Consider the following 13,468-nt stretch of genomic DNA (forward strand, 5'->3'; position numbering starts at 1 on the left):
CACCGCTTTGTGCAGGCAAAATCGTCCCCCCGCGCTGCGTTTCATGACATGCGGTTAATTTTTTGCGGGACGGGCTGGGGCGCAATGGAATGCGAAAAAACATCAAAACCAAATAAAAACAAAGCATTACGCCAAAAAACATCCCCTCGGCACGCTTTTGCGGGAACTGTTTTTTAACAAAAACCATGCTTTTTGCCGGATGTGTCATGAACCTGTTACAAACCCGTCACAAAAGGTTGGCATAGCCCATTTAGGACGCGCAACAGAGGTCGCCGACGAGTGCGCCCCGTAACCGAAATCAGGAGTTATCCTCATGTCCTTCGTGAAACTGACCGCCTCCACTCTGGCGATCGCCGCTGTTTCCGCAACCGCCGCTGCCGCCCGTGATCAGGTGCAGGTTGCCGGTTCGTCCACCGTTCTGCCCTATGCTTCGATTGTTGCCGAAGCCTTTGGCGAAAACTTCGACTTCCCCACCCCCGTTGTGGAATCGGGTGGCTCGTCCGCCGGTCTGAAGCGCTTCTGTGAAGGTGTTGGCGAAAACACCATCGACGTGGCCAATGCCTCGCGCAAGATCAAAGACAAAGAGATCAAGAAATGTGCCGAAAACGGCGTGACCGACATCATCGAGGTCCGTATCGGCTATGATGGCATCGTTTTTGCCAACGACATCAAGGGCGAAAGCTTCCAGTTCACCCAGACCGACTGGTTCCTGGCGCTGTCGGACGAAATTCTGGTGGACGGCAAAATGGTTGCCAACCCGAACAAGACCTGGGCCGATGTGAACCCCGCGTTCCCCGCGCAGGCCATTCAGGCCTTCATCCCCGGCACCAAGCACGGCACCCGTGAAGTGTTCGAAGACAAGGTGATCCTGGAAGGCTGCGAAGCCACCGGCGCATTCGAGCACCTGCTGGCCCATGCCGAAGGCGACACCGCCAAAGCCAAGAAGAAAGCCGCCGAGAAAGCCTGTATCTCGCTGCGTACCGATGGCGTGTCCGTGGACATCGACGGTGACTACACCGAGACCCTGGCCCGCATCGACAGCAACAAAGACGGCATCGGCGTCTTCGGCCTGGCCTTCTATGAAAACAACACCGACAAGCTGCAAGTCGCCACCATGGCGGGCGTTGTGCCTTCGACGGAATCGATTGCAACCGGCGAATACCCCGTGTCGCGTCCGCTGTATTTCTACATCAAGAAGGCCCACCTGGGCGTGATCCCCGGCATCAAAGAATACGCTGAATTCTTTGTCTCGGACGAGATCGCAGGCCCCGATGGCCCGCTGGCCGAATACGGTCTGGTTTCCGACCCCGAGTTGGTCAAAACCCAAGAAGCCGTGGCTGACGAAGCCATCCTGGGCTCGAACATGTAAACCCCTCGAAGAGAGCGGCCCGCCCGGTCGCTCTCTTCATTCCAATTCGCCGCAAGGCTTCTTCACACTTCGGAGCGGATATGCCTGTTTTCTGGCTTCTCCTGATTATTCTGGGCCTGTCTTTGCTGGGATACGTACTCAGCCGGGCACGCGCCTTATCCTCAGCCGGCGGTGACAGCCGGATTTTGCATTCTCAGCCCAAATACTACGGGATGAACGCCGCGATTTTCACGGCGGTTCCGTCGCTTCTGGTGCTGGGTATCTGGCTGTTCGTGCAGCCCATGGTGATCAATTCGGCCGTGTCGGGCATGATCCCCGAACATCTGGTTTCCGAGGGGTCTTCGCTGGATCTGATGATGTCGGATGTGCGCCGCGTGGCGGACGGGCTGGACATCGCCGTGGCCAAAGGCGCCATGACAGAAGAGGACGCCCGCAACATGCGCGCGGGGCTGACCGATGTGCGCGGACGTCTGGGCGAGATCGGCGTGGCTTTGGGCTCGGATGTGCGCCCCGAGGTGCTGAACGCCGCGCAGGAATATCGCGCGATGACTGCCCAGGGCAATCTGATGCAAACCATCGCCGTGCTGGTGGTGGCGCTGCTGGGCTTTGGCTATGCGATCCTGAAATCGCACAAGGATTTCCGGGCCCGCAATGCGGTTGAAGGGGCCATCATGGTTCTGCTGATCGGGGCGGCCTCGCTGGCGATCCTGACCACCGTGGGCATCGTTCTGTCGATGCTGTTCGAGACGGTGAACTTCTTTGGCCTGCACGACTGGACCGACTTCTTCTTTGGCACCACCTGGGCGCCGAATTTCCGGGGCGATTCAGAATTGTCGATCCTGCCGCTGCTGTGGGGCACGCTGTATATCTCGGTGATTGCGCTGCTGGTGGCGGTGCCGATCGGGCTGTTTGCCGCGATCTACCTGTCCGAATATGCCGGCCCGAAAACGCGCAGCTTTGCCAAGCCGCTGCTCGAAATTCTGGCCGGTATCCCGACCATCGTTTACGGTCTGTTTGCGCTGCTGACGGTGGGTCCGCTGCTGCTTAATGCCTTTGGCGAGGGCGGTCTGCTGGGGGTCGATTGGATGAGCGGCGCAACCTCGGTTCTGACCGCGGGCGTCGTGATGGGCATCATGCTGATCCCGTTTGTGTCCTCGCTGTCCGATGACATCATCAACGCCGTGCCGCAATCCATGCGGGATGGCAGCCTGGGCCTAGGCGCCACCCCGTCCGAGACCATCCGCCAAGTCGTCATCCCCGCAGCATTGCCCGGCATCGTCGGCGCCATCCTGCTGGCCGCCAGCCGCGCCATCGGCGAGACGATGATCGTGGTCATGGGGGCAGGGGCGATTGCGAAATTCTCGGCCAACCCGCTGGAAAGCATGACCACCATCACCACCCGTATCGTCAGTCAGCTGACCGGGGATGGAGACTTTGCCAGCCCTGAAACCCTTGTGGCCTTTGCCCTGGGTCTGACTCTCTTTGTTCTGACTTTGGGCCTGAACGTCCTGGCGCTGTATATCGTGCGCAAATACCGGGAGCAGTACGAATGACCGACGTAACCACCTCGATCCTGACGCAGGACGCGCGCACCAAGAAGCGCAACGCCGCCGAGGGCCGGTTCAAGCTATACGGCATTGCCGCGATCGGTGTCGGCCTGGCCATGCTGATCCTGCTGATGGTCACCATTCTGGGCAACGGCGTGGGGGCCTTCCAGCAGACGTTTATCACGCTGAACGTCGAGCTTCTGGAAAGCAAGCTGGACAAGAAGGGCAACCGCGATCCGGCGGATCTGAAGAAGGTCACTACCTTTGGCTATGCTCCGCTGATCAAGAATGCCTTTGGCGCTGCGGTCACGCAAACCGGCATCGAAACCGATCTGAAATCCAAGGATCAGGCCAAGCTTTTGTCGAAATCGGCGGCGGCCGAGCTGCGCAACTATGTGCTGGCCAACCCCGATCAGATCGGCCAGACCGTGACCTTTACCTTTCTGGCCAACAGCCGTGTGGATGGCTATCTGAAAGGCCGCGTCACCCGTGAAAGCATCGCCAACGATAAGAATATCAACGCCGCGCAGCTGGATTTCGTGGATCAGCTGAAACAGGCCGGCGTGCTGGAGAAACGCTTTAATGCGGACTTTATCCTGGGCGCGGATGCGTCCGACCAACGCCCCGAGGCCGCAGGGATCGGTGTTGCCATGGCGGGCTCGTTCTTCATGATGCTGGTGGTGCTGGCGCTGGCGCTGCCCATCGGTGTGGCCGCCTCGATCTATCTTGAGGAATTCGCCCCCAAAAACTGGATCACCGACATCATCGAGGTGAACATCTCGAACCTGGCGGCCGTGCCGTCCATCGTGTTCGGCATTCTGGGTCTGGCGGTCTTCATCAACTATATGCACCTGCCGCAATCGGCGCCGCTGGTGGGCGGGCTGGTGCTGACGCTGATGACCCTGCCGACGATCATCATTTCCACCCGCGCCGCGCTGAAATCGGTGCCGCCCTCCATTCGGGACGCGGCGCTGGGGATTGGCGCGTCGAAAATGCAGGCCGTGTTCCACCATGTGCTGCCGCTGGCCGCGCCGGGCATTCTGACCGGCACCATCATCGGGCTGGCGCAGGCACTGGGCGAAACCGCTCCGCTGCTGCTGATCGGGATGATCGGGTTTATCGCCTCGAACGCGCCGGGTGGCATCACCGAGGGGCTGATGTCGCCCAACTCGGCCATGCCGGCACAGATTTACGAATGGGCAAAACGGGCTGACCCGGCCTTCTACGAACGGGCCTGGGGCGGGATCATCATCCTGCTTGTTTTCCTGATCACCATGAACACCATCGCCGTCATCCTGCGCCGCCGCTTCGAGCGCCGCTGGTAAGCGAGAGGGGGTAAAAATGTACGACGCACCAAGTCTGGAGAAAACCGTGGACCAGAAAGCTACCAAGATCGCCGCCAAGAACGTCCAGGTCTATTACGGTGACACCCATGCCATCAAAGACGTCAGCGTGGATCTGCTGGACAAGACCGTCACCGCCTTTATCGGCCCGTCGGGCTGCGGCAAATCCACCTTCCTGCGCTGCCTGAACCGGATGAATGACACGATTGACATCTGCCGGGTCGAGGGCGACATCCTGCTGGACAGCGAAGACATCTACGACCCCAAGGTCGATCCGGTGCAGCTGCGCGCCAAGGTGGGGATGGTGTTCCAGAAACCCAACCCGTTCCCCAAATCCATCTACGATAACGTGGCTTACGGCCCGCGCATCCATGGCCTGGCCCGCAACAAGGCCGAGCTGGACGAGATCGTGGAAAAATCCCTGCGCCGCGGCGCCATCTGGGACGAGGTAAAGGACCGGCTGGATTCCCCCGGTACCGGCCTGTCGGGCGGTCAGCAGCAGCGCCTGTGCATCGCCCGCGCCGTCGCCACCGAACCCGAGGTTCTGCTGATGGACGAGCCGTGCTCGGCCCTGGACCCGATCGCCACCGCCCAGGTCGAAGAGCTGATCGACGAACTGCGCGAGAATTTCTCGGTTGTGATCGTGACCCACTCGATGCAGCAGGCCGCGCGTGTCAGCCAGAAAACCGCCTTCTTCCATCTGGGCAACCTGGTCGAATACGGCGACACCACCCAGATTTTCACCAACCCCGTTGATCCGCGTACCGAAAGCTACATCACCGGCCGGATCGGGTAAGGATAGATACCATGACCGATAAGCATATCGTCTCTGCCTTTGACCGCGATCTGGAAGGCATCCAGACGCAAATCATGAAAATGGGCGGGCTGGTCGAAGCCGCCATTCTGGACGCCGCCCAATCGCTGGAAGACCGCGACGAGGACATGGCCGAACGTGTCCGCTCGGGCGACCGGGCGATTGACGATCTGGAAGAGCTGATCAACGAAAACTGCGCCAAACTGATCGCCCTGCGCGCGCCCACCGCCGTGGACCTGCGGGTGATCCTGACCGTGATGAAGGTCTCGGGGAACCTGGAACGCATCGGCGATTACGCGAAAAACATGGCTAAGCGGACCGGCGTTCTGGTGCAGATGACTCCGATCAATGGCAGCCACGCCGCCCTGCGCCGCATGGCCCGCGAGGTCCAGCTGATGCTGAAGGACGCGCTGGACGCCTATATCCGCCGCGATGCGGAACTGGCGCTGGACGTGATCCACCGCGATCAGGACGTGGACCAGATGTATAATGCGCTGTTCCGCGAATTCCTGACCTTCATGATGGAAGACCCGCGCAACATCACCTCGTGTATGCACCTGCATTTCATCGCCAAGAACACCGAACGCATGGGCGATCATGTGACGGCCATCGCCGAACAGGTGGTCTATCTGGTGACCGGCAAACCGCCCGAGGACACCCGCCCCAAAGGCGATCACACCTCGGTCAATGCCGAACTGGGCAACATCTAAGAAGGCGCTGAACCATGTCTGCAACGCCGCAACCCACTGTTCTTGTTGTCGAAGACGAGCCCGCCCAACGCGAAGTTCTGGCCTATAACCTTGAGGCCGAGGGATTTCGCGTGGTCAAAGCCGAAAACGGCGAAGAGGGCCTGATCATGGTGGACGAGGAAACGCCCGACATCATCGTTCTGGACTGGATGCTGCCGAATGTATCCGGAATCGAGGTCTGCCGCCGCCTGAAGACGCGGACCGACACGCGGACCATCCCGATCCTGATGCTCTCGGCGCGCTCGGAAGAGGTGGACAAGGTGCGCGGGCTGGAAACCGGGGCGGATGACTATGTGGTCAAACCCTATTCCGTGATCGAACTGATGGCCCGTGTGCGCGCGCAACTGCGCCGCACGCGCCCGGCCACCGTGGGCGAACGTCTGGAATACGAAGACATCGTTCTGGACGCCGAAACCCACCGCGTCACCCGCGATGGTGACGAGCTGAAGCTGGGCCCCACCGAATTCCGCCTGCTGTCCACCTTTATGGAAAAACCCGGCCGGGTCTGGAGCCGCGAGCAACTGCTGGATCGGGTCTGGGGGCGCGACATCTATGTCGACACCCGCACCGTGGACGTGCATATCGGCCGGTTGCGCAAGGCCTTGACGCGCTTTGGCGGCACCGATCCGCTGCGCACGGTGCGTGGGGCAGGGTACGCGCTGGGATAGTTTAGCGCGGCAACCCATCCTCGGTTTCGGCCTGCGTGGCCAGCCAATCGCGGAACAGGCACAGGGCCTGTTTGCGGGCTTTTTCCTTTGGCCAAACCAGAGAGTAGCTGCCCAATGTCCGCGTGGCCGAGCCATAGGCGGGCACCAGACGCCCGCTCTGCAATTCCGAGTGCGCCAGATAGTCGGGCAACAGCGCGATCCCCAGCCCGTGAATGGCCGCCTGAATGATCGTCGAAAACTGATCGAAAGTGGTGCCGTTCAGCTGCCGGGCCTGCACCCCGAAAGAGCCCAGCCATTGCGCCCAGGCCTGCGGCCGGGTCTGGATCTGAAGCAGCGGATAGCTCAGCAGATCGCGCGGATGGGCAAGGGTCTGCCCGGCGATCAGATCGGGGGCACAGACCGGCAGAACATGTTCCGACATCAGCCTCAGCCGGTCGGTTCCCGGCCATTCCTTTTCGCCATATTGTATAGCAGCATCAAAGGGTTCTGCGGAAAAGTTCACGCTCTGCAACCGGGTGGACATGTTGATTGTCACCTCAGGGTGACGCTGCGCGAATTCGGACAATCGCGGCACCAGCCAGCGCATCCCAAAGGTGGGCAGGATCGCCAGGTTCAGGCTGCCGCCCTCGGGGTTTACGCGCAGATTCAGGCTGGCCTGCGCAATCTGCTGAAGCGCGGCGCGCACGTCCTTTACATAGTCCTGCGCGGCCGGGGTCAGGGTCATGCGTTTGCGCTCGCGCAGGATCAGATCGGCCTCCAGATAGGCTTCCAGCGATTGCAACTGCCGGCTGACCGCGCTTTGCGTCTGGTTCAGCTCTTCTGCGACGGCCGTGGCCGACCCCAGACGGTCCAGCGCCTCAAGCGCCCTAAGGGACGCGATCGAGGGCAGCAGGCGACGTGACAGACTCATATATGCGGTTTACTCATGTATTTATGTGGATTTCTCGCTGTTTTTGGCCTCTTGTAGCCTCTATTGTCAACATCAACGCATAATTCCATAAATTCAGGACGGAAAAATGACCGAAAAACCCACCCTGCGCGCCAAGGATGCCCCCGATCTGCACGGCTTCATCTGGGACGACCCGTTCAAGCTGAACGATCAACTGCAAGAGGACGAGCGGATGATCCGCGACAGCGCCGCCGCCTATTGCACCGAAAAGCTGCAACCGCGCGTGCTGGAGGCCTTTCAGAACGAATACACCAACCCCGAGATTTTCCGCGAAATGGGGGAAATGGGCCTTCTGGGCACCACCATCCCCGAGCAATATGGCGGGCTGGGCGCGGGCTATGTGTCCTACGGTCTGGTCGCCCGCGAGGTCGAGCGGGTGGATAGCGGATACCGCTCGATGATGTCGGTGCAAAGCTCGCTGGTGATGTACCCGATCTATGCCTATGGCACTGAAGAGCAACGAAAAAAATACCTGCCTAAACTGTCCAGCGGCGAATGGATCGGCTGCTTTGGCCTGACCGAGCCCGACGCGGGCAGCGACCCGGCCGGCATGAAAACCCGCGCCACGAAAACGGATGGGGGCTATGTGCTGAACGGCTCGAAAATGTGGATTTCGAACAGTCCGATCGCGGATGTTTTCGTGGTCTGGGCGAAATCCGACGCCCATGGCGGTAAGATCCGCGGCTTTGTGCTGGATAAGGGCACCAAGGGGCTGAGCGCTCCGAAGATCGAGAAAAAGATGTCGCTGCGGGCCTCGATCACCGGGGAAATCGTGCTGGAAAATGTCGAGGTGGGCGAGGACGCGCTGCTGCCGCATGTTGAAGGGCTGAAGGGGCCGTTCGGCTGCCTGAACCGCGCGCGCTATGGCATCAGCTGGGGCGTTCTGGGCGCGGCCGAGTTCTGCTGGCATGCCGCGCGCCAATACGGTCTGGACCGTCACCAGTTCAAGAAACCGCTGGCCGGTACGCAGCTCTATCAGAAAAAACTGGCCGATATGCAGACCGAGATCGCCCTGGGCCTGCAAGCCAGCCTGCGCGTGGGCCGATTGATGGATCAGGCCGATGCGGCGCCGGAAATGATCAGCATCGTCAAACGCAACAATTGCGGCAAGGCGCTGGAGATCGCCCGGATGGCCCGCGACATGCACGGTGGCAACGGAATCAGCCTGGAATTCGGCGTCATCCGCCACATGGTGAACCTGGAAACCGTAAACACCTACGAGGGGGCCCATGACGTGCACGCGCTGATTCTGGGGCGAGCTCAGACGGGGCTACAGGCGTTTTTCTGACCACTGCGCAGGTGTCAGAGGGCAGGGCGCTCTCTGACACGCATCCCAGGCTTGCAGGCGCGCAGCCGCGCAGGTACCGCTAAGCTATGAAAAAAGCCAATAAAAACCTGTGGGCCGCCACCTGTGCCGAGCGGATCGAGACCCAGCCCCATACTGGGGACACCTCGGTGGATCTAGCCATTATCGGAGGCGGGTTCACCGGCTGCTCGGCCGCGCTGAGTGCGGCCCGCCAAGGGGCCAGCGTGATTGTGCTGGAGGCCCGGACCATCGGACATGGCGGATCGGGCCGGAATGTCGGGCTGGTGAATGCCGGGCTCTGGCTGCCCCCCGATCAGGTTATTGCGCAAATGGGCCAAGAAGCCGGCGAGCGCCTGAATACCGCGCTTGCTGCGGGGCCGGGGCGGGTCTTTGATCTGATTGACCGCTTTGATATCCAATGCGAGCCCGTCCGGAACGGAACCCTGCATTGCGCGCATTCCGCGCCCGGCCTGGCGGATCTGCAAAACCGATACAGCCAACAGCAGGCGCGCCAGGCTCCGGTGCAGATACTGGACATTAAGAGCGCAGCGCAAGCCATTGGTTCTAATAAGTTTCACGGAGCATTGAAAGACCATAGGGCAGGGACCGTTCAGCCGCTTGGCTATGCGATGGGCCTGGCGCGCGCCGCGCAACAAGCGGGCGCCCGACTGCACGAACACAGTCCGGCAGACGCGATTTTTCATGACGGTGATTGGCGGATCGAAACGCCTCTGGGCAAGGTCACGGCCCGAAATCTGCTGATTGCCACGAATGCTTATCATCAGGATTTCAATGGGTTAAAGACCGATCCTATTGTGCCGGTGCATTTCTTTCAATTGGCCACCCGGCCACTGCCGGAACCGCTTGGGGCCGAGATTTTGCCAAATAACGAGGGCTGCTGGGACACCGGGCTGATCATGACGTCTTTTCGAAAGGATCAGGCAGGGCGCTTCATTCTGGGCGCAATGGGGCAGCCGGATCGTCTGGGCATTCATAGGGCATGGGCGCAGCGGGCGCTGGCACGGCTTTTCCCGCAGCTTGCCGGACAGAGCTTTGCGCATTTCTGGTCCGGACGCATCGGCATGACCCAAGATCATGTGCCCAAAATCCGGCGCATCGGCCCGAATGCGCTGGCCGTGTTCGGATATTCGGGACGCGGGATTTCACCGGGGACTGTGTTCGGAGAAAGCTGCGCCAGGGCTTTGCTGACACAAAACGAGGCCGCGTTGCCGATTGCCCCCATCAACGCATATTCGGAACGCCTGACAGGGGCAAAAGGGCAGTTCTACGAGACAGGCGCGCGGATTATACATTTCCTGGGGCATCGCACCCAGTAATCGCATAATCAGTATTATGGTAATATAATGAGCCATTGTGTGACATATTTGAGTTTTTTTACTTTTCGGTCCGCTCTTTTCTCGACAAGCCGGTTTGCAGCGTTGTAAATCAACTTCAGCCACACACATTCACACTCTTGTGTCCCCATCGTTTACCCTTTTGCAGGGAGTTTGCCGTGAACCTGTCTCAGTACCTGACCGCTCTGACCAACACACAGAGCATCGAGGCGCTTTGGGACATGCATACACGCAAGATGGCCAGCTACGGGTTTGACCGGCTGCTGTATGGCTTCACGCGCTATCGGTCTGGGAACTCTTTGGGCGACCCCGAAGACTATGTTGTTCTGTCGAACCACAAAGCCGAATATACCGACGTTTTCATGGGCCAAGGGCTGTATTCCCATGCGCCGATGGTGCGCTGGGTGCTGGAAAACGAAGGCGCGTGCAGCTGGAGCATCCTGGGCCAGATGACCGAAGAAGGCGCGCTAAGCGAGGCTGAGCGCAAGGTCATCGCCTTTAACCAGACGATGGATGTGACGGCCGGATACTCGATCAGTTTTGAATCGATCTCGCCGCGTTCGAAAGGTGCGATCGCGCTGACCGCGCAGTCGGGCTTGTCTCAGGACGAGGTGGATGCGATCTGGCACAAGCATGGCGAGGATATCCTGGTCATCAACAATGTGGCGCATCTGAAGATCATGACCCTGCCCTATTCGGGCCCCTCGCGGCAGCTGACAAAGCGTCAGCGCGAGGCATTGGAATGGGTCGGCGACGGTAAGACGACGCAGGACATCGCCATTCTGATGGGCCTGACGCCCGCCACGGTCGAGAAACACCTACGACTTGCGCGCGAAGCCCTGAGCGTTGAGACGACCGCGCAGGCGGTTCTGAAAGCCGCTTTGCAGAACCAGATGTTCGTGATGGAAGTCTAAGCCGGCAAACGGCTTCGGCGGCTTTTTCAAGTCAATGCGAACCGGCCCGCCAAAGGGTAAGGTATTCCATACTTTTCGCGTTCTCAAAGGGATAGAGGGCCAAAGGTAGGGAATCCCATACTTTCTTAACCCGGCGTAAAAGTCCAAATTCAACGTGTTCCGTGAGTGGTGGCTTTGGCCTAGGAGCATAGGGTCGATACCCTCTGAGATTGCAGAGCTCTGTCGATACCCCGGATTTTTCCGGACGCCGGCCTGTGGGGTTATTCTACTCTACAGGTCGGTACTAAGACCGGCGCCCGCTTCATCCCCATTTAGTCAGGGGCTGGTCGAATTCAGGCGGTGCTGTCCTGTGGCTGGACAGCGCCGCCTCTTTTTATGCGCCCTAGGCGCCCTGCCCTGCGGTTTAAACCACATAAAAAAACCCCAAGCCAAAGACCTGGGGTTCTTTTGGAACTTATGCAGCTGGGCTTAGCCCTGAACGGCTTTGGCCACCTCGGCTGCGAAGTCTTCTTCTTTCTTCTCGATGCCTTCGCCCACTTCCATGCGGACGAAACCGACGATCTCGGCGCCAGCTTCTTTGGCGGCAGCTTCGACGGTCAGATCGGGGTTCACAACGAACGCCTGACCCAGCAGAGTCGATTCAGCGATGAATTTCTTCATGCGGCCCTTGATCATGTTTTCGATGATGTTCTCGGGCTTGCCGGATTCGCGTGCGATGTCGATCTGAACCTGCTTTTCCTTCTCGACAACGGCCGGATCCAGATCGGCTTCGCCCAGGGCGGCGGGGTTCGCGGCTGCGATGTGCATGGCAACCTGTTTGCCGAATGCCTCGTCACCGCCGTTCAGGCCGACCAGAACACCGATTTTACCCATGCCATCCGCGGCGGCGTTGTGCACATAGGTGACAACGGTGCCCGCCTCGATCGAGGCCATGCGGCGCAGCGACATGTTTTCGCCGATGGTGGCGATCTTGTCGGTGATGATGGTTTCGACGGTCTTGCCGCCGATCTCGGCCGCTTTCAGCGCGTCAACATCGGCAACGGTCAGCGCCGCGCCGGCGATGTCTTTCACCATGCCCTGGAATTCGGCGTTTTTCGCAACGAAGTCGGTTTCCGAGTTCACCTCGACAGCAACACCCTTGCCAGCGTCCACGGCGACGGCCACCAGGCCCTCGGCGGCGGTACGGCCGGCTTTCTTGGCGGCTTTGGCCAGACCTTTGGTGCGCAGCCAGTCAACGGCGGCTTCCATGTCGCCATCGTTTTCAACCAGGGCTTTTTTCGCGTCCATCATGCCAACGCCGGTGGATTCGCGCAGTTCTTTTACCTGTGCAGCAGTGATCGCCATAGTGGCTCTCCTCGAATTGAAATCTATGTGTCGGGCGCGGACAATGCCCGCAGCCCGTATCAGTTTGATGACGGCCAGGCCTTAGGCTTCGGCGCCTTCGATGGCTTCCTCGACGGTCTCTTCCAGAGCGCCCAGGTCCACGCCGGCGGCGCCCATCTGAGCGGTCATGCCGTCCAGGGCCGCGCGCGACACCAGATCGGTGTACAGAGCGATGGCGCGGGCGGCGTCATCGTTGCCGGGGATGATGTAGTCGATGCCATCGGGCGAGCAGTTGGTGTCAACCACGGCCACAACCGGAATGCCCAGTTTCTTGGCTTCGGCGATGGCCAGCGCTTCTTTTTTCACGTCGATGACGAACAGCAGATCCGGCACGCCGCCCATTTCACGGATGCCGCCCAGCGAAGCTTGCAGCTTCTCCTGGTCGCGTTCCATGTTCAGGCGCTCTTTCTTGGTCAGGCCTTCGGCGCCGCCTTCCAGCTTTTCGTCGATTGCTTTCAGACGGTTGATCGACTGCGAAACGGTCTGCCAGTTGGTCAGGGTGCCGCCCAGCCAGCGGTGGTTCATGTAATACTGTGCGCAGCGCTCGGCAGCGTCCGCGATCGGGGCTGCGGCCTGGCGCTTGGTGCCGACGAACAGCACGCGGCCGCCCTTGGCAACGGTGTCACGCACAACATTCAGAGCCGCGTCCAGCATGGGAACGGTCTGGGTCAGGTCCATGATGTGGATGCCGTTGCGGCTACCGTAGATGAACTCGCCCATACGGGGGTTCCAGCGTTGGGTCTGGTGGCCAAAGTGAACGCCTGCTTCCAGCAGCTGGCGCATGGTGAACTCGGGAAGAGCCATGTCGTTTTCCTTTTCCGGTTTCGCCTCAGCGGGGGTGAGAAGCGGATGCTTCAACCGGCGGACACATAAGGATGTCTCCCTCATGGGCCCAACCCCGCCTGCGGGTTTGAATGGCGCGCGTATAGACGGGTTTTGCCCAGGGCGCAACCCCCCTGCCCTGCGGCGCGCAGATGGGCGGGGAAAACCGGAATTCAGCGGGGCGGCAGGGCGGCTCGGAACGGGTTAACGAAAAGGCAGGCTTGCCAATCGCCGCATTCCGGGCAAAGG

At 60.2% G+C, this 13,468-nt stretch carries 12 protein-coding genes; 9 read left to right on the forward strand and 3 right to left on the reverse strand.

Features of this window, described 5'->3' with window-relative positions; translation table 11 throughout:
* The first annotated feature begins 313 nt into the window (after nt 1–313).
* The 6 genes from ACP15O_RS12715 to phoB all read left to right on the forward strand — a co-directional run bounded on the left by ACP15O_RS12715 (nt 314) and on the right by phoB (nt 6,490).
* Nucleotides 314–1,369 (forward strand): substrate-binding domain-containing protein, encoded by a 1,056-nt coding sequence (locus ACP15O_RS12715; RefSeq protein ID WP_425096476.1) that lies wholly within the window; start codon nt 314–316, stop codon nt 1,367–1,369.
* Between the two features lie 80 nt (nt 1,370–1,449).
* Nucleotides 1,450–2,922 carry a phosphate ABC transporter permease subunit PstC gene (gene pstC / locus ACP15O_RS12720; protein WP_425096477.1) on the forward strand — a complete coding sequence of 491 codons (1,473 nt, stop codon included), beginning with the start codon at nt 1,450–1,452 and terminating at the stop codon, nt 2,920–2,922.
* Complete coding sequence (gene pstA / locus ACP15O_RS12725; protein WP_425096478.1) at nt 2,919–4,241, forward strand: phosphate ABC transporter permease PstA; 1,323 nt, start codon at nt 2,919–2,921, stop codon at nt 4,239–4,241. The genes pstC and pstA overlap by 4 nt, the downstream gene beginning before the upstream one ends.
* Before the next feature lie 16 nt (nt 4,242–4,257).
* Nucleotides 4,258–5,055, forward strand: a complete 798-nt coding sequence (gene pstB, locus ACP15O_RS12730) for a phosphate ABC transporter ATP-binding protein PstB (protein ID WP_425096479.1) — start codon at nt 4,258–4,260, stop codon at nt 5,053–5,055.
* An 11-nt stretch (nt 5,056–5,066) separates the two neighbouring features.
* Nucleotides 5,067–5,783, forward strand: coding sequence for a phosphate signaling complex protein PhoU (gene phoU, locus ACP15O_RS12735; protein ID WP_425096480.1), 717 nt, complete (start codon nt 5,067–5,069; stop codon nt 5,781–5,783).
* A 14-nt stretch (nt 5,784–5,797) separates the two neighbouring features.
* Nucleotides 5,798–6,490 (forward strand): phosphate regulon transcriptional regulator PhoB, encoded by a 693-nt coding sequence (gene phoB, locus ACP15O_RS12740; RefSeq protein ID WP_425096481.1) that lies wholly within the window; start codon nt 5,798–5,800, stop codon nt 6,488–6,490.
* Nucleotide 6,491: 1 nt separating this feature from the next.
* Here the strand turns inward: phoB and ACP15O_RS12745 are convergent, their stop codons facing one another.
* Nucleotides 6,492–7,400: a LysR family transcriptional regulator gene (locus tag ACP15O_RS12745; RefSeq protein WP_425096482.1), complete on the reverse strand. Its 909-nt coding sequence runs from the start codon at nt 7,398–7,400 to the stop codon at nt 6,492–6,494.
* A 106-nt stretch (nt 7,401–7,506) separates the two neighbouring features.
* Here ACP15O_RS12745 and ACP15O_RS12750 point away from each other — a divergent pair, with 106 nt between their 5' ends.
* From ACP15O_RS12750 to ACP15O_RS12760, 3 genes are all read left to right on the forward strand, one after another.
* Entirely contained in the window at nt 7,507–8,727 is a 1,221-nt protein-coding gene (locus ACP15O_RS12750; RefSeq protein WP_425096483.1) for an acyl-CoA dehydrogenase, read from the forward strand.
* A gap of 86 nt (nt 8,728–8,813) precedes the next feature.
* Nucleotides 8,814–10,082, forward strand: coding sequence for an NAD(P)/FAD-dependent oxidoreductase (locus tag ACP15O_RS12755; protein WP_425096484.1), 1,269 nt, complete (start codon nt 8,814–8,816; stop codon nt 10,080–10,082).
* Between the two features lie 176 nt (nt 10,083–10,258).
* The gene (locus ACP15O_RS12760; protein WP_425096485.1) at nt 10,259–11,014 is read left to right on the forward strand and encodes a helix-turn-helix transcriptional regulator; all 756 of its coding nucleotides are present in this window, start codon (nt 10,259–10,261) and stop codon (nt 11,012–11,014) included.
* 468 nt (nt 11,015–11,482) lie between these two features.
* Here ACP15O_RS12760 and tsf read toward each other — a convergent pair whose 3' ends face one another.
* Nucleotides 11,483–12,358, reverse strand: coding sequence for a translation elongation factor Ts (gene tsf, locus ACP15O_RS12765; RefSeq protein ID WP_425096486.1), 876 nt, complete (start codon nt 12,356–12,358; stop codon nt 11,483–11,485).
* A gap of 81 nt (nt 12,359–12,439) precedes the next feature.
* The gene (gene rpsB, locus ACP15O_RS12770; RefSeq protein WP_425096487.1) at nt 12,440–13,201 is read right to left on the reverse strand and encodes a 30S ribosomal protein S2; all 762 of its coding nucleotides are present in this window, start codon (nt 13,199–13,201) and stop codon (nt 12,440–12,442) included.
* Nucleotides 13,202–13,468: the final 267 nt, after the last annotated feature.

It is taken from the genome of Youngimonas ophiurae (nom. illeg.) (assembly GCF_049803795.1).
GTDB lineage: Bacteria > Pseudomonadota > Alphaproteobacteria > Rhodobacterales > Rhodobacteraceae > Thalassobius.